This window comes from Allobosea sp. OAE752 (genome assembly GCF_050433265.1).
Classification (GTDB): domain Bacteria; phylum Pseudomonadota; class Alphaproteobacteria; order Rhizobiales; family Beijerinckiaceae; genus Allobosea; species Allobosea spartocytisi.
In genome coordinates this window covers 23455-39142 of record NZ_JBNPXO010000001.1, presented here as the reverse complement: position 1 = coordinate 39142, position 15688 = coordinate 23455, and the positions used below count along the sequence as shown (strand labels likewise).

General features: G+C 67.3%; 12 protein-coding genes. 5 read left to right on the top strand and 7 right to left on the bottom strand.

Translation table 11 applies throughout. The annotated features are described in order from the left end of the window. Window positions 1–15: 15 nt before the first annotated feature. Together GGC47_RS00175 and GGC47_RS00170 are read left to right on the top strand one after the other, a co-directional pair. Window positions 16–1011, top strand: coding sequence for an LLM class flavin-dependent oxidoreductase (locus tag GGC47_RS00175; RefSeq protein WP_142020508.1), 996 nt, complete (start codon window positions 16–18; stop codon window positions 1009–1011). A gap of 15 nt (window positions 1012–1026) precedes the next feature. Beyond that, window positions 1027–2319 carry an LLM class flavin-dependent oxidoreductase gene (locus GGC47_RS00170; protein ID WP_429066384.1) on the top strand — a complete coding sequence of 431 codons (1293 nt, stop codon included), beginning with the start codon at window positions 1027–1029 and terminating at the stop codon, window positions 2317–2319. A 35-nt stretch (window positions 2320–2354) separates the two neighbouring features. Here the strand turns inward: GGC47_RS00170 and GGC47_RS00165 are convergent, their stop codons facing one another. The 7 genes from GGC47_RS00165 to GGC47_RS00135 all read right to left on the bottom strand — a co-directional run bounded on the left by GGC47_RS00165 (window position 2355) and on the right by GGC47_RS00135 (window position 10735). Further along, window positions 2355–3683, bottom strand: coding sequence for an LLM class flavin-dependent oxidoreductase (locus GGC47_RS00165; RefSeq protein ID WP_142020510.1), 1329 nt, complete (start codon window positions 3681–3683; stop codon window positions 2355–2357). 40 nt (window positions 3684–3723) lie between these two features. Next, entirely contained in the window at window positions 3724–4608 is an 885-nt protein-coding gene (locus tag GGC47_RS00160; RefSeq protein ID WP_142020511.1) for an ABC transporter permease, read from the bottom strand. A gap of 15 nt (window positions 4609–4623) precedes the next feature. Further along, a complete protein-coding gene (locus GGC47_RS00155; RefSeq protein ID WP_133561518.1) occupies window positions 4624–5541 on the bottom strand; it encodes an ABC transporter permease in 918 nt (305 codons plus the stop codon). Further along, complete coding sequence (locus GGC47_RS00150; RefSeq protein WP_142020512.1) at window positions 5538–7058, bottom strand: ABC transporter substrate-binding protein; 1521 nt, start codon at window positions 7056–7058, stop codon at window positions 5538–5540. The genes GGC47_RS00155 and GGC47_RS00150 overlap by 4 nt, the downstream gene beginning before the upstream one ends. Before the next feature lie 185 nt (window positions 7059–7243). Next, entirely contained in the window at window positions 7244–8176 is a 933-nt protein-coding gene (locus GGC47_RS00145) for a LamG domain-containing protein (protein ID WP_113254974.1), read from the bottom strand. A gap of 37 nt (window positions 8177–8213) precedes the next feature. After that, a complete protein-coding gene (locus GGC47_RS00140) occupies window positions 8214–9308 on the bottom strand; it encodes a glycosyltransferase family 4 protein (RefSeq protein ID WP_142020513.1) in 1095 nt (364 codons plus the stop codon). A gap of 77 nt (window positions 9309–9385) precedes the next feature. After that, a complete protein-coding gene (locus GGC47_RS00135; protein WP_429066378.1) occupies window positions 9386–10735 on the bottom strand; it encodes an FAD-dependent oxidoreductase in 1350 nt (449 codons plus the stop codon). 263 nt (window positions 10736–10998) lie between these two features. Here GGC47_RS00135 and GGC47_RS00130 point away from each other — a divergent pair, with 263 nt between their 5' ends. The 3 genes from GGC47_RS00130 to GGC47_RS00120 all read left to right on the top strand — a co-directional run bounded on the left by GGC47_RS00130 (window position 10999) and on the right by GGC47_RS00120 (window position 15684). Further along, complete coding sequence (locus tag GGC47_RS00130; protein ID WP_429066375.1) at window positions 10999–12975, top strand: hydrolase; 1977 nt, start codon at window positions 10999–11001, stop codon at window positions 12973–12975. Between the two features lie 88 nt (window positions 12976–13063). After that, the gene (locus tag GGC47_RS00125; RefSeq protein WP_429066372.1) at window positions 13064–14545 is read left to right on the top strand and encodes a lipopolysaccharide biosynthesis protein; all 1482 of its coding nucleotides are present in this window, start codon (window positions 13064–13066) and stop codon (window positions 14543–14545) included. Further along, entirely contained in the window at window positions 14542–15684 is a 1143-nt protein-coding gene (locus tag GGC47_RS00120; protein WP_429066369.1) for an acyltransferase family protein, read from the top strand. Before GGC47_RS00125 ends, GGC47_RS00120 begins: the two co-directional genes overlap by 4 nt. Window positions 15685–15688: the final 4 nt, after the last annotated feature.

Sequence of the window (15688 nt, the reverse complement as noted above, 5' to 3'; positions counted from 1 at the left end):
CGATCGGATCGAACGATGACGCAGAAATCGACTTTCCTAGTAGGCTTTGGGCTGCATGCCGGTTCCCATGGAGACGATCCCGACTGGCGCGGCTTCTGGGGTGGCCTGATCGGCCGGCTCGACGGCGCGGCCGAATTCCTGACCCTGGAAGATCGCTTCGCCGATCCCGGCCGGGACGGGCTCGATGCGATCCTTCTGGCCAATTGGCTCGCGCCGCGCAGCCGCGACATCGGCATCATCGCCGGCGCGCCCCTCAACGTCCTCGAGCCCTTCCATGTCTCGACCGCCATCGCCACCCTGGACTATGTCAGCGGGGGCAGGGCTGGCCTCCTGGCCCAGCGCCTCGACCAGCAGCGGAGCCTTGACGCCGGCCGTGCCATCGGCGCGCTGAAGGGCTTTCCGGCGGTCGATCCGCCGTCTCTCGACCGCGATGCGCTCGCTGCGGCCGAGGTGGTGAGGCGGCTCTGGGACAGTTGGGAGGATGATGCGGTCATCCGCGACGTCGTGAGCCAGCGCTATGTCGATGGCGAGAAGCTTCACTATATCGACTTCCAGGGCGCCGATTTCCGCGTGCTGGGGCCCTCCATCACGCCAAGACCTCCTCAGGGCCAGCCTTTGGTCGCGACCAGCTGGACGGCGGAAGCGGATCTGGCGCTTGCCCGCGCTGCCGACGTGGTTTTCGTGCCGGCGGAGGGCGACCTTCCCGGAACGGCGGCGAAGCTGAGGGTCGATGGCCCCGGCACGGGGCCGAAGGTCATCGCCGATCTGCATGTGAAGCCCGATGTGGCTGATGTCGCCGACCTGATCGCTGCCGCCAAGACCTCCGAGACTCAGGGAGCCCACGGCGTCCGCCTGATCTTGACCGACCCGCACCGGCAGATCGCGCCTGTTGTCGACACGCTTGTGCCTGCTCTTCGCACCGCGGGGCTCGTCGCACAGCCCTCGGGGGGAGATCTGCGCAGTCGCTTCGGTCTGCCCGCCGCCCGCAATCGCTACGCCGCGGCCGCCTGAGCTCGGAGGAATATCATGTCCAAGAAGCAGATCATCCTCGGGGCGCAGTTTCCGGGCGTGAACAATTTCACGGTCTGGAGCGATCCGGCCGCCGGCAGCCAGATCGCATTCTCGTCCTTCCGGCACTTCGCCGAGACCGTCGAGCGCGGCAAGTTCGACTTCATCTTCCTGGCCGAAGGCCTGAGAGTCCGGGAGCAGAAGGGGCGCTTCCACGAGCTGGATGTCGTCGGCCGCCCGAACACCCTGGCTATCCTCACGGCATTGGCTTCGATCACCAACCATGTTGGTTTGATCGGGACGCTGACGACGACGTTCAACGAGCCTTACCCGCTGGCACGCCAGCTCGCGACGCTCGATATCCTGTCCGGCGGGAGGGCCGGCTGGAACGTGGTGACGTCGCCCGGTGCCTTCACCGGAGCCAATTTCCGCCGCGGCGATCATCTGCCGTTCCGCGAACGCTACGAGCGCGCGCGGGACTTCCTCGAAACCGCGCGCTCGATCTGGCAGGGCGGCGATTTCCATGTCCGCTCTCCCTATTTCGACATCGCAGGCCGCACCGGTGCCGGCCCACTGCCGCAAGGGACCCCCGTCATCGCGCAGGCCGGCGATTCCGAGGAGGGCAGGGAACTCGCCGCCAGCCATGCCGACCTGATCTATTCGCGGCATGGGACCCTTGAGGAGGGACAGGCCTTCTATGCCGATGTGAAGCAGCGTCTTGCCAAATACGGACGCAGCCGCGATGCCCTGAAAATCCTCCCGGGAGCCAATTTCGTCCTGGGCGAGACGCTTGAAGACGCGCTGGAAAAGCAGAGGGCCATCCGCCTGCAGCAGGTCAGCCCGAAGAACGCCATCGTCTTTCTCGAGCACGTCTGGAACCGCGATCTCACGGCCTACGACCCGGACGGCCCGCTGCCGGAGGTCGATCCCGATGTCGCCGTCGAGCAGCTCGCCCAGGGGCGCGCCGCCCGCTACGACAACCGCCTGGAAACCGCGCGCGCCTGGCGCGAACTGGCCGAGCGCGAAAAGCTCAGCATCCGCGAGCTCATCATCAAGGTGACCGGACGCAAGCAGTTCGTCGGGACGCCCGCACAGGTCGCCGAGGAGATCGATCGCTATATCCAGTCGGATGCGGCGGACGGTTTCGTCTTCGCGCCGCATCTCACGCCCGGCGGCTTCGACGAGTTCGTCGAGAAGGTCATCCCGATCCTGCAGGAGCGCAAGGTCTTCCGGCAGGACTATGCCGCGCCCACCCTGCGTGGAAACCTCGCTCTTCCCGAGGCCTGGCAGCCGGTCGCCAAGGCCGTATAGGCGGCTTCCAATTCAGTGCCGGCGCCGCCTGGTGCTCAGCTCGCGAAAGCCCCGAGCCGCGGAATGCCGAGGCCAAAGCGCTCGCGCAGGGTGGTCTCGGCATAGCTCCGGCGGAACAGGCCACGATCCTGGAGGACGGGGATCACGCGGTCGACGAAATCGTCGAGCCCGTCCGGCATCGAGGCGGGGATCAGGTTGAAGCCGTCGGCCGCGCCCTGTTCGAACCAGAATTGCAGGTCGTCGGCGATCGTCTCCGGAGAGCCGATGATGATGCGGTGGCCATGGGAGGCGATGGCGAGTGCGGCAAGCTCGCCCAGCGTGTAGTTCTCGGCGCGCGCCTTGTTGAGCAGCAGCCGCACCCGGCTTTCGCCATGGATGCGCTCGCCAGGCTCCGGCACCGGCCCGTCGAGCGGATGGGTCGAGAGATCGTAGCCCCAGCGGCCCGAGAGCTGCCGGATGCCGGCTGCGATATCGGTATGCTCCTGCAGCGCCGCGAATTTCTCGCGCGCCTCGACGTCGGTCCGACCCACGATCGGCATGATGCCGGGCAGCACCTTGAGATAGCCGGAGCGGCCGCCGGCCTCGGCCGCCTCCTTGAGCGCGGCGCGATAGGCGAGCGAATCCTCGATCGTGTCCTGTGCGGTGAAGGCGAGATCGGCCTGCGTCGCGGCAAGCCCGATGCCGTCGCGCGAGGAGCCTGCCTGCACGATCACGGGATGGCCCTGCGGCGGCCGGGAGACGTTGAGCGGCCCCCGGACGGAGAAATGCTCGCCCTTGTGGTCGAGCAGGCGAACACGGTCCGTATCGAGGAATCTGCCGGATCGCTTGTCCATGACGAGTGCGTCGTCGGCCCAGCTATCCCACAAGCCGCGCACGACCCGGACGAACTCGTCGGCGCGGGCATAGCGAGCGGCATGATCGGGCAGGGCGCTCAGGCTGAAATTTTCCGCAGCGCGGTCGGATTGCGTGGTGACCACGTTCCAGCCCGCCCGGCCACGGCTGATATGGTCGAGCGAGGCCAGGGCACGCGCGACATTGTACGGCTCGGAGAAGCTGGTCGAGATCGTGCCGACGAGCCCGATCTTCGAGGTCGCGACCGCCAGCGCCGAGAGCAGCGTCACCGGCTCCAGCCCGCCGGCCTTGCCCTGCGCGCCGGGCTCTGGGCCGGCGAGGTTGTCGGCCATGAAGAACATGTCGAACAGTCCTTCCTCGGCCTTCCGCGCGATGCGGATGACCCAGTCGATATCTTCCGGATGACCTTGCGCGGCCTCCTGCCGCCAGGCGGCGGGATGGCGGCCGAGTGGTTGGTGGAACAGCCCCAGATGGATTGTCCGGGACTTCTGCGTCTGTGAAACGGCCGACATCGGGTCTGTCCTGAAGGGAGTGGGGCGCGGCGTAAAGGGTTTACGCCAGTCGCGGATCGAGGTGGTCGCGCAGCCAGTCACCGAGCAGGATGACGCCGAGTACGGTCAGCGTGATCGCGATGCCGGGGAAGGTCGCAACCCACCAGCTTGTGGCGAGGTATTGCCGGCCTTCGCTGAGCATCTGGCCCCATGAAATCTCCGGCGGCTGGATACCGAAGCCGAGGAAGCTCAGCGAGGATTCGGCGAGGATGACGGTGCCGACATTCAGGGTGGACACCACGACGAAGGAGGACAGGATGTTCGGCAGGATATGCCGCAGGATGAGAGCGAGCGGGCCTGCGCCGCTGGCTCGCGCAGCCGCGACATAGTCCATCTCCTTGATGCCGAGCACGTCGGCCCGCACGATCCGGGCGCAGCCGACCCAGTTGGTCGCAGCGATGACGACGACGAGCGGCAGCAGGCCGGAGCCGGCGACAAGGGCGACGACCAGCATGAACAGCATGGTCGGGATCGCCAGCATGGCGTCGATCACGCGCATGATCAGCAGGTCGACCCGGCCTCCCGCCATGCCGGCGAGCAGGCCGAGCGCCAGCCCGATCAGGCTGGACAGGGCGACGGCCGCAAGGCCGACCGAGAGCGATGTCCGCGCCCCGAAGATGATGCGGCTCAGCAGATCGCGCCCCTGGCTGTCGGTGCCCAGCAAGTAGCGCGGGTTTCCGCCTTCCAGCCAGGCGGGAGGCAGCAACTTCAGCGACAGGTTGCGCCGGAGCGGATCGAGCGGTGCGAGCTGGTCGGCAGCCAGCGCCGTGAAGACGATCAGGGCGACGATGACGATGCCGGCGAGGCCTGCCTTGTTGCGCAGGAGCGAAGGCAGCAAGCGGCGGCGCTGCGGCGGAGGGCTGCTGATGAGCGAGATTTCGGACATGCGATGCTGCTGGGCCTATCGAGCAAGGCGCGGATCGATCAGCCGGTAGAGGGCATCGGTCGCGAGGTTGATCGTCAGGGCCATGATGGTGATGACGAAGACCGCGATCTGGATGACCGCCATGTCCTTCGTATAGATCGCCTGCACCACGAGCTGGCCGAGGCCCGGCCAGGAGAACACGGTCTCGGTGACGAGCGCGCCGCCGAGCAGCGCGATGGCATGCAGGGAGGTCATCGTCACCGCCGGGATCAGGGCGTTTCTCAGGCCGTGGCGCAGCACCACGCGCGTCTCGGATAGGCCCTTGGCGCGGGCGGTGCGGACATAGTCCTGCCCCATGACTTCGAGCAGGCTGGAGCGGATGAGCTTGGTCAGTTCCGCGGCGAAGCCGGTACCCAGCGTGATCGCCGGCAGGATGAGATGGGAGAAGCCGCCGCTGCCCGAGACGGGAACCAGCCGCAGCCACACGCCGAAGACCAGGATCAGCATGATCCCGACCCAGAAATTCGGCATGGCCTTGCCCAGCACGGTCACCGCCGAAATCGCGAAATCAGGCAGGCTGTTGCGCCTGAGCGCGGCGAAAATTCCGGTCGGCAGCGCGATCAGGATCGCGACGACGAGGCCGCCGGCCGTGAGCTGGAGCGTCGCCGGAATCCGTTCGAGCACGACCGGCAGCGCATCCGTCCCGTAGCGATAGGACACGCCGAAATCCCCGGTCAGGATATTGCCCATATAGCGCAGGTACTGGACGTACCAGGGCTGATCGAGCCCCCATGCCGCGACGAGCGCGAGCCTATCCTCCTCGCTGGCATCCTCCGGGATCAGCAGGGCGGACGGGTCCCCCGTCAGGTAGACCAGGACGAAGACGATCACCGAGACGATGTAGAGAACCGGCAGGAACTGCAGCAGCGCGCGCAGGGGAGAGCGACCGTTCATGGACGTGAGACGTCCTCGGCCGCGATCATCTCGTCGAAGCGCCCGTTATAAACGACGCGGTCGCTGACGCCGTAGATCGATTGCGGGAAGAGCAGGCCGATGCGCACGCGCTGCTCGGCGACGATCTCCTGGCCCTTCTGCGAGATCGCGATGCGCTCGGCCTCGCTCTTCGCCTGGCGGACGGAAGCAGCAAGCGCGTCGAAGGCCGGGTCCGACCACTCGTAGTGACGCTTGAAATTGTCGACGAACAGGGTCGAGGCGTCCGTGTAGGAGCCCATGCCCCAGAGATAGATCTCGCCGAAACCGTCCCCGACCAACTTGTTGTTGTAGACGGTCCAGTCGAGCACCTCGACCTGCGCGCGGAAGCCGACATCCTCCAGGTAGCCGGCCACGGCCTCGACGATCTCGCGATCCTTCACATAGCGGCCGCTCGGCGTGCTGATCTTGAGCGCGGGCCGCTTGCTGTCGCTGAAGCCGGCCTCGCGCAGCAGGGCCTTTGCCCGCTCGGGGTCGAAGCGGATCGCGCGACTGAGCTCTGGCGCGAAGCCGGGGATCGCCGGCGGGAAGAAGCCGCGCGTCGGCGCGCCATGCCCTTCCAGAACCTGCTTGACGATCGCGTCGCGGTCGATCGCGAGGTCGATCGCCTCGCGAATCCGCGGATCGCCGGTGACGCGGTCCTTGCCGGTGCGGACATGCAGGGCAAGGTTGCGCGCGATGTCGAAGGTGATGGCGCGCGTACCCTTGTTGTCGTTCAGGCGCGCGATGTCCTCCGGCGGGATGTTGACGGCGATGTCGACGCCGCCGGTCAGGAGCTCGGCGACGCGCGTCGTCGTCTCGGGGATCGAGCGGATGACGACGTCGTCCCATTTCGGCGTGCCGCCCCACCAGCGCGGATTCTTCGCCAGGACGAGACGATCAGACTTGACCCAGCGCTTGAAGACATAGGGGCCAGTGCCGACCGGTTGCTTGAAGAACTCTTCGCGCCCGCCGGCTTTCTCGAACGCCGCCTTGGGCAGGATGCCGGCTCCGTTGCCGACGAAGGCATGGAGCAGCAGCGTGTCCGGCCCATCGGTTTCGATCCTGAGCGTGGTCTCGTCCGGTGCCTCGACCGTCTTGATGCGGCGGAACTTGGCCGAGCTGATCAGCTTCCTGTCCTGCTGGGACCGCTCGATCGTGAACTTCACGTCCTGCGCCGTGAACTTGTCGCCGTTGTGCCAGTAGACGTCGTCGCGCAGCTTGAACGTCCAGTGGATATTGTCTTCGGTGCTCCAGGACACCGCAAGGCGCGGCGTGAAGCGCAGCTGACCCTGGCTGAAATCCTTGTCGACCAGATAGTCGTAGATGTTCACCAGCGCCGATTCGGTGCTGTTGTTTCCATGGTTTGCCGGGTCGAGCGACAGGATATCGTTGCCCTGCGCGATGGTCAGCGTTTCAGCAGAGGATGCCTGAAGGCTGGAGAAGCTCAATGCAGCCGCAATAGCCAAAGCGGGCCAACGCAGCAGGCCGGAAATACCCATGAAAGGAGCGCCCTATCTGTCGAATATCAGGATTGGCGCCAAATTATCGCGGGCAGGATGGAAAAGGCCTTCAAATACTCAGTCTTTTGGATGTGGACGCCCTTTCCGAGGACGGCGTGAGAGTAATTTTTGCTCCGGGGCATAGCCATAGCCAGCCGACGCCAACCGACAATCCGGGTTTCCGGCTAGCTGCCGTAGACCCGGACATAATCGACCCTTAGCCGCGCCTCACGGTCCTCCGGTCTGAGCGGTTGCGGAAAGGGCACGTCGGACCGCAAGGCGAGCGTGATCAGGGGCCAGAAGACGTCGTTCTGCGCATCGAGTTCGCCGGCGCGGCCGATGCGCCAGTCGATCGCGCGGCCGGTCTTCGGATCGCGGATCGGCCTGCGCTCGAAATAGAGCACGCAGCGATCGCCCTCGATCAGCCCGCCATAACGGAAATAGCCGCTGGTCAGGTCGACCTCCGTGGGAACGCCGATACCTTCGTGACGCTCGCCCGGTTGCCCCCATTCATGCAGATATGCGCCGTAGAGACGATGCTCCCAGCCCTTGTGCTCGACGATGTCGATCTCGACGCTGGTCTTGGGAAACAGGATGCTGCGGCCATTCATCAGCCAGAAGGCAGGGAAGCTGAGCGGATGGGCCGGGAACCGCATCCGCGCCTCGAAATAGCCGTTGCGCCAGCCTCTCAGGATCGTGCCGTCCCGGCGCGCAGTCTGGAGATTGCCGGAGATCCACTGAAACTCCGGGAGGGCATTGCCGTAATAGGCGGGCACGTTCATCTGCCGGCCGAGATAGCGGGCCGATATCTCGAGGGCGTGACCGCCCGAGGCCAGCGGGTCAGCGACGATGGCGTAGGGGTCGAAGCCCTCCTCGCCGCCGCGGCGGCTGAAGGCCGCGCGGCCGTAGAAGCCGGGCTCATGGGTCGTCGCCTTCGGACCGGCCTGCCAGATCGCCGGATCGATCGTCGCGAAGGATTCGTCGAAGACGAGGCTGCGGCCGAGCGTCGGGTCTCCCGCATCCTGCTGTGCCCTCGCCGATGTCGGGCGCGCGCTCGCCGCTGTCGCGAAGGCCGCTGCCGCGCGCAGCAGCGCCCGGCGGGATGGCGTGATCGGCATCGCTCATCTCCATCTGGTGTCAGGGACTGCGACCTGTTCACCCCGTATGGGGCAGAACCGATCCGACCTTGCGGCCCAGCTGCAGGGCCGCCTCGTCGTAGAGATCGAGCGTCTCGCGGGCGACGCGCGCGATCCTGAGATGGTCGACCCGGTACTGGCTCCGCCGCCGCCAATGGCTGATCGCATCGGGCTCCGCGAGCAATCCGGACAAAGCGGCGGCAAGCGCATCGGGGTCGCGGGGCGGGACGAGCACGCCGGCCTCGCCGCCTTCGAGCAGTTCGGGAATGCCGTCGACACGGGTCGCGACGACGGCGCAGCCCGCCTCCCGCGCCTCTGGCAGGACGAGCGGCGCAGGGTCGGCATGGGAGGGCAGCACGAAGATGTCGGCGCCGCGCATCCAGGGAAAGGGGTCGGCCTTGCTGCCTTCGAAGCGCACGGCCTCACGGCATGACAGGCCGGCGACCATCTCGCGATACGTCTGGGCGAAAGGCCCGTCGCCGACGATGTGCAGGCGCGCCTGCGGGTGCTGGCGGTGAACCAGATCAAAGGCGGTGAAGAGATCGACCAAGCCCTTGCGGGGATGCAGGCCGCCGACGAACAGAAGGCTCGGTGACGCCAGCGCCACCGGCGTGGTCTCACGGTTCGCGAAGCGGGCCGAACCGATGGTGCCGTTGAGGATGACGCGGAGCTTGCGGGCCGGGACGCCGCGCCGGCGCATCGAGGCGCCGACCGCGGTGCTGACCGCGATGACCCGCGTGCCGAGGCCCATCAGAATGGCGCTCTTCTCGAACTCGTTGTGAACCGTCGTGACCAGCGGGATGCCGGCGAGTTTGCACACCGGCCAAGCCAGCACCGCGCTCGTCATCATATGGGCGTGGAGGACGTCGGCGCCGAAGCTGCCGACCACCTGGCGCAGCGCCCAGGCTGACCCCAGGAGCGTCGTGGCCTTTCGGCGATGGTCGATCCTGAAGAGTTTGACGCCGTTCCCGACGAGCAACCGATCGAAATCGCCGCCTCCGCTGGCGACGGCGACGACATGGCCGAGCCGGCTCTGCTCGCAGGCCAGATCGACGGCGGCGTGGACATGGCCGTTCGACTGCGTCGTGTGATTCAGCAGGTGCAGAATACGCATGGGCCCATCATGATGCTCGGACCGCCAACTCGCCTGCGCTCGCGCCTCTACGCCGCTGGGCGCAACCTGTCTTGCATTTACCGTGCCGGAATCGAGGCGGCGTCACGCAGGGCCGCTTCGGCCTCGATCGTCGAGACCCGCGCCGTCGGCTGGTAGTTGAAACCGCCCTGGCGCCCGAAGGATTCGATGCCGAAGGCCTTCAGTGCCTTGACCGCTTCGGCGGCGCTCTCTTCGGCGCCGTTGCGATAGATTGGATAGGCGTTGTCGAGGAACTGGCTGCCTTCGAGCCTGAGGTCGCCGCGGAAGAGCCCATTCGCCGCGACATGGGCCCGAAAATCCGCCTCGCCCCGGGCGATCGACTTGCCGACATGGTTGGCGATCACCTCGACGCCGAAATATTCGCGTCCTTGCGCGCGACCATAGAAATCGGAATACATCGTCAGGCGCTTCCAGGCCCCGTCATAGGAGAAATTGTAGATGATCTCCTCGTCGAAGCCGCGTTTGCCGTGGAAGCTGAAATAGAGCGCCAGCAGCGTGATCGTCTCCAGCTCCTGCGAGACCGGCAGGTTGCAGAGCGCCTGCAAGCGCGGGATCGGGATGGTCGAAACGATGCGGTCGGCGACGATCGCCTGTCCCTCGCGAAAGAGGACGAAGCGATTGCCGAGTTTCTCGATCCGGTCGATCTTCGCGCCCAGGAGGAAGCTGGCGGCTCGCGCGCTGAGCGATGCGGCTGCGGCGGCATAGAGCGTGGCGAAGCCTTCGCGCGGCCGCGCCAATTGGCGGTTGGTCGGGGCTGCCGGCTTCGTCCGGCGCAGGCGGCCGAGGACGGTGCGCAGCGAGGCGTGCTCGCTGATCCATTGCATCCGCTTGCGGGCCAGTTCGATGCTGATCCGGTCGGAAGCGATGCCGTAGAACCGGGTCATGTAGGCATCGAGGCCCGAGCGCTGCAGCAGCCTGGCCCCGATCCAGTGGCGGGCAAATTCGCGGGCGTTGCGCATGCGCCGCTTGAACAGGCGGGCATAGGCCGCCGATGCCAGGATCCGGGCGGTCTCCACCGGCCCGGCGCGCAGGATGTCGTCCTTCACCGAGATCGGGTAGGCGGTGATCAGCCCTTGCGGGTTCAGCCTCGCCCAGCGCGGCTGGATCGGCACGTAGAGCGGCAGCAGCTCCGGGAAATGCTGCAGAAGCGGCGAGTCGTCCTGGAAGATCAGGCTGCCGATGTCGAAGGTGTAGTCGCCGGACGACCAGTCGATATGGTTCCCCCCGAGATGCGCGTATTCGTCGATGACGACGATCCGCCTGCAGCCCTGCTCGGCCAGCACCGAGGCCGAGACGAGACCGGATACGCCCGCGCCGAGGACGATCGCATCGCAATGCTGGGCGGCCATGCTGACGGCATCGTCGATCCGCTGGACCGTCTCTTCCATCCCGAACCTCATCGACCGGACATGAAACGAGGCTAGTCCCCGGCAAGATCAGCTGAAAGCAAGACTCGTCATCACAGCCATTCTTTTCCTGCTCATTCGCGCGGCGATTGCGATTCGAATGAGCAAACCGGCCGAAGATTCGACGGAGCGCCCGGCCAGGACTGGCACGGTCCCTGCTTTCATCTGCGTAAGGCATGCGTTTGCGCATGCCGCCGTCGTTGTAACGGCGATCCCGATCTTTGCGTCTGAGCACGGAGCGTATGATGCCGGGCTGGCCACATCCGAACGAGGCGGCGCTGCTGGACGGGGTCGAGCTGGTCTCGACCGACCTGTTCGACACCTTGCTGCTGCGCACCCTCCGCTCCGAGCGGGCCCGCATCATCGCCGGCGAGCGCCGCTTCGCCCGCAAGCTGGCCGAACAGGGCCTGCAGCTTGCGGAGGGCGCACTGGTCGAGGCGCGCCTGGAGGCGCAGCGCCTCGCCTATCGGGCGCTCGACATGGCCATGCAGGACGGCGAGGTCGCGCTGCGAGACGTCATCCGACGCCAGCTCGTCATGCTCGGACTGCCAGGCCCCCGGGTGGAGACACTCTGCGAGACGCGTCTCGCGATCGAGTTCGCGGTCGAAAAGGAGTCGCTGCGGCCGAACCATGCGCTAGCGGCGCTGCTGCGCCGCTGCCGCGGCGAAGGCCGGCGCGTCGTCGCGATCAGCGACATAGGACTGCCGACCACGACGCTCGATGCGCTGGTCACGCATCTCCACGGCCCCGGCCTGCTCGACAGGATCTATTCCAGTGCCGATCTCGGCCTGACCAAGCGGCGCGGCGATCTCTTTCATGCGGTCCTCGCCGCGGAAGGGATCGATGCCCGTCAAGCCTTGCATGTCGGCGACGACCGGCTCGCCGACCACATCGTCCCGTCGGAACTCGGCCTGCGCACGCTCCATCTCCCGCGCCCCAGGCTGCGCCGCCGCCTGTCCCGCCTGCACGGCGCCGCGAGCGAGCTTGGCCGCCTCCTCAGCCGAAGCCGGGCGCATGGACGCATGCCGGCGGAGCAGGCCAAAGATCCCCAAGGCTTCGGGCGCGAGGTGCTCGGGCCGATCGTGGCCGAGTTCTGCCTGGCGATCTGGCTTTACGCCGACGAAGCGGGCAAGCGCGGCGACACGGCCCTGCTGTTCTGCGCGCGCGGAGGCCTGGGCATCCGGGCGGCGTTCGAGCGTCTCGCCGAACGCCTGAACCTGCCGCTTGCGGTGCCGCGCGAGAACCTGATGGTGTCGCGGCTGGTCGCGGCCAGGACCGCCATCATGGCCCGCAGCGGAGCGGCACTCGACGAGCTCGGCCGCGAATTCCCCGGCAGCAGCTTCTCCGACGTCGCAGCCACCCTGGGCGGCAGGCGCTACGACCTGCCCCAGCCATGGAACGAGCCGTTCGCGCCCGATCGCTTCTTCGCCATGCTCCAGCGGCCGGCGGGCGAAGACATCCTTGCCGACATCGAGCGGCAGAACACGCTCTTCCGGCGCCATCTTTCCGCTGCCAGCGCCGGCGCGAGGCGGGTCGTCCTGTGCGATACGGGGCTCTACGGCAGCACGCAGCGCCTGCTCGCCGCCGGCCTGCCCGATCTGAGCTTCGAGACCATCCAGCTGGCGCGCTGCAACTACAAGGGCTTCAGCGAGGACCACTTCCCGCGCGTCGTCGGCCTCGCCGTCGAACGCAACCGCTACAGCCCCCTCGCGATCCGCTCGACGGTGCTGCGCTATTGGCAGCTGATCGAAAGCCTGTTCGAGCCGGCGATCCCCTCGGTGCGCTCCTTCAAGGAAGACGAGAACGGCAAGGTCTCCTGCAATGCCGGCGACATCGCCTTCGGCGCCGTCGACCCGAGCATCGGCAACCCGCTGCTGGCGGGTGCGCTCGCTTACATCGACGACGTCGCCAGCGGAGCGGCGATCATGGCCGATGTGGCCCGTGCCTGGCCACGGCTGAGGCAGGCCGTCACCCGCCCGGTCGAGGCCGATCTGTCAGCGCTGGCGATCGGCCGGCGCTCCATCGATTTCGGTCGGCCCGACATCGTCGGGGACGCCGAGGCATTGTCCGGCAGCGCGCTGTCCCGCCTCGCGTCGATCCGCAGCCAGCTCTGGCGGGAAGGCGCGATCGCGCGCGCCTTCCCGCACGCGCGCCTGCCGCTGCTCACGGCGCTCGAGGCCGCCTACGCCCTGCGTGGGCTCTCAGCCGGTTTCCGTCGCTGATGCGCGGCGATGTGGCCCAGGCGATGAGGGCTGCGACCGCGCGAGCCTCGCGCCCGCACGCGCCGACGGATCGCAGGGACGGATTGCCATGCTGGCGATGAAAGCCCTCCAGGGCGCCGGCTGGCTGGTCGCCTCGCGCTTCCTCGGCCGGTTCATCGATTTCTTCACGCTGCTGATCATGGCGCGGATGCTGACGCCGGCCGATTTCGGCCTGACGGCGCTCGCCATGTCCTGCGTCGCGATCGTCGACATGGTGCTCGAGATCCCGGTGACGCAGGCGCTGGTCCGCCTGCCGCAGGTCGACAAGACCCATCTCGATACCGGCTTCACTCTCGGCGCCCTGCGCGGTCTCGCAATCGGGCTGTTGCTGCTCGCCGTCGCCTGGCCGTTCTCCTGGCTCAACGGCGATCCGCAGCTCGTGCCGGTGATCCTCGCGCTCGCCTTCGCGCCGATCGCGCGCGGCCTCGCCAGCCCCGGCCTCGTCCTGTTCATCCGCGAGCTCGGCTTCCTGCGCAATTTCCTGCTGGAGACCGGCGGCAAGCTCGCGGCCTTCTGCCTGGCCATCGCGACGCTGCTGCTCGGCGGCGGCTACTGGGCACTCGTCGTCAATTTCGTCGCCGCTCCGATCTTCGGCTGCGCCATCTCCTATCGCCTCGCCCCCTACCGTCCGGCTCTGTCGCTGGCCCGCCTGCCGGATTTCGCCGGCTTCGTCGGCTGGTTCACCTGCGCGCAGCTGGTCTCGGCGGTGAACTGGCAGTTCGATCGCATCCTGCTCGGGCTCGGCGGCAGCAAGGAGGTGCTCGGGCGCTATGCGGTCGCGGCCGATCTTTCGGTGATGCCGACCCAGAGCCTGATCGGGCCGGCGCTGCAGCCGATCATGGCCGCCTTCGCCCGGATAAAGGAAGAAGATCAGCGGCTGCGGCTCGCTTTCCTCAAGGCGGCGCGCTTCAGCATGCTGGTTTCGGTGCCGTGCAGCCTGGGGATCGCCCTGACCTCGGACTTGATCGTCGAGGTCCTGCTCGGCCCGAAATGGCATGGCGCCGACTGGCTGCTCAGCCTGCTCTCGCTTTCGGTGATGGCGACGCCCTATTTCCAGACGCTGTATTCGCTGAGCCTGGCGCTCGGCCGCCCCGAGGTCATCTTCCGGCTCAATCTCTACGACCTTGCCGTTCGTGCCCCTGCCGTCCTCGTCGGCTTCCTGCAATGGGGCGCCGTCGGCATGGCGGCTGGCCGCGTGATCGCGGCAGGGATCATGGCGGTCTTCTTCCTGCGTTGGCTCCGCAACCTGCTGATGGTCGGCATCGCCGAGCAACTGGCCAATCTCTGGAAGATCGCCGTCGCCGGCGCGGTCATGACGGCCGGGGTGCTCGGCTTGCGCGGCGCTATCGCCGCATGGCACCTGCCGGCCCTGGCGGAGCTGATCGCGATCGCGGCGCTTGGCGCTCTGCTTTACGGGTTCGGCCTTCTCGCCTGCGGGATGCGGCTCGCCATCGGCGCCGGGCGCCTCGATCTCTCCGATCGCTGGTGGCGGCCGCGGATCGGCGCTTCCAGGACCGGGGAAGGCTGGTGAGCGAGAGACTCGACCATCTCGACGGGCTTCGCGGCGTCGCGGCGGTCGCGGTCGTGATCTTCCACCTGATGTCGGCCCTGACGCCATGGCTCGTACCGGAACAGCAGCCAGGCGCGCATTGGGTCGCCTATACGCCCTTCGCCGTGCTCTGGAACGGGACCTTCGCGGTCTCGGTCTTCTTCGTGCTGAGCGGCTTCGTCGTGACCAACGCGACGCTGCGCAAATCCGATCCGATCTGGATCGACGTCGTCATCCGCTATTTGCGGCTGGCGATCCCGGCAACCGCCAGCACGCTCGCGGCCTGGTCGCTGCTGAGCCTGTTTCCGACCTCTGCCACGGACCTCGCTGCGCTCACCGGCAGCCCCTGGCTCGGCTGGACCTATCAGGGACCGATCCCCAATCCGGCGGCCGCGATCTACAACGGCATGGCCGGGATCTTCCTCACCGGCGGCTCGTTCTTCAACAACGTCCTGTGGACGATGCGGCCCGAGCTGCTCGGCTCGATCCTCTGCTTCGCCGTCTGCGCTTTCACAAGGCCCCGCTCCAGGCTGGCAGTGGCGCTCGGCGGCGCCGTGATCTTCATCGCTCTGCGGCGCTATGACTATGTCTGCTTCCCGCTCGGCATCGTCCTGCGCGAGGCCTGGGCGGCAAGGCGGCTGCCGTCGGCCCTGCCGATCTCCGCGCTGCTCCTCGGCCTCCTGATCGGCTCGCAGAGCGGCGATGCGGCGCGCCAGCTCGGTCTCGACTGGCTGCCCGAGGCCTTGAATCCGGAGAAAAAGGGTGGGTTGCTCTATCCGCTCGGGGCGATGCTCGTCGTCTATGGCTGCCTGCGGTCCGGCCTGCTCGTCACCTGGCTCTCCGGCCGGGCCGGGCGCTTTCTCGGTGCGGTCTCGTTCCCGCTCTACCTGATCCATGTTCCATTGATCGATACGGTCGTGGCGGAAGCGTATCTGCGCGCGAACCAGCATGCGCTGGCGCTTGTCTGTCTCGTCGCCGGGAGCCTGCTGCTGATGGTCGCCATCGCCTATGCCGCGGAACGCTGGCTCGAGCGGCCGTTCCTCGGCCTGCTCGGGCGCTTGCGCCGGCGTCTGCGGGCGATCCGGATCGGGCGCCGCGACATGCGCGGCGCCGCCGGCTGAGCCG

Excerpts from the sequence above, each read along its gene's own strand:
- GGC47_RS00175 (WP_142020508.1), top strand. The coding sequence starts at position 16 with ATGACGCAGAAATCGACTTTCCTAGTAGGCTTTGGGCTGCATGCCGGT.
- GGC47_RS00170 (WP_429066384.1), top strand. The coding sequence starts at position 1,027 with ATGTCCAAGAAGCAGATCATCCTCGGGGCGCAGTTTCCGGGCGTGAAC.
- GGC47_RS00165 (WP_142020510.1), bottom strand. The coding sequence starts at position 3,683 with ATGTCGGCCGTTTCACAGACGCAGAAGTCCCGGACAATCCATCTGGGG.
- GGC47_RS00160 (WP_142020511.1), bottom strand. The coding sequence starts at position 4,608 with ATGTCCGAAATCTCGCTCATCAGCAGCCCTCCGCCGCAGCGCCGCCGC.
- GGC47_RS00155 (WP_133561518.1), bottom strand. The coding sequence starts at position 5,541 with ATGAACGGTCGCTCTCCCCTGCGCGCGCTGCTGCAGTTCCTGCCGGTT.
- GGC47_RS00150 (WP_142020512.1), bottom strand. The coding sequence starts at position 7,058 with ATGGGTATTTCCGGCCTGCTGCGTTGGCCCGCTTTGGCTATTGCGGCT.
- GGC47_RS00145 (WP_113254974.1), bottom strand. The coding sequence starts at position 8,176 with ATGCCGATCACGCCATCCCGCCGGGCGCTGCTGCGCGCGGCAGCGGCC.
- GGC47_RS00140 (WP_142020513.1), bottom strand. The coding sequence starts at position 9,308 with ATGCGTATTCTGCACCTGCTGAATCACACGACGCAGTCGAACGGCCAT.
- GGC47_RS00135 (WP_429066378.1), bottom strand. The coding sequence starts at position 10,735 with ATGGAAGAGACGGTCCAGCGGATCGACGATGCCGTCAGCATGGCCGCC.
- GGC47_RS00130 (WP_429066375.1), top strand. The coding sequence starts at position 10,999 with ATGCCGGGCTGGCCACATCCGAACGAGGCGGCGCTGCTGGACGGGGTC.
- GGC47_RS00125 (WP_429066372.1), top strand. The coding sequence starts at position 13,064 with ATGCTGGCGATGAAAGCCCTCCAGGGCGCCGGCTGGCTGGTCGCCTCG.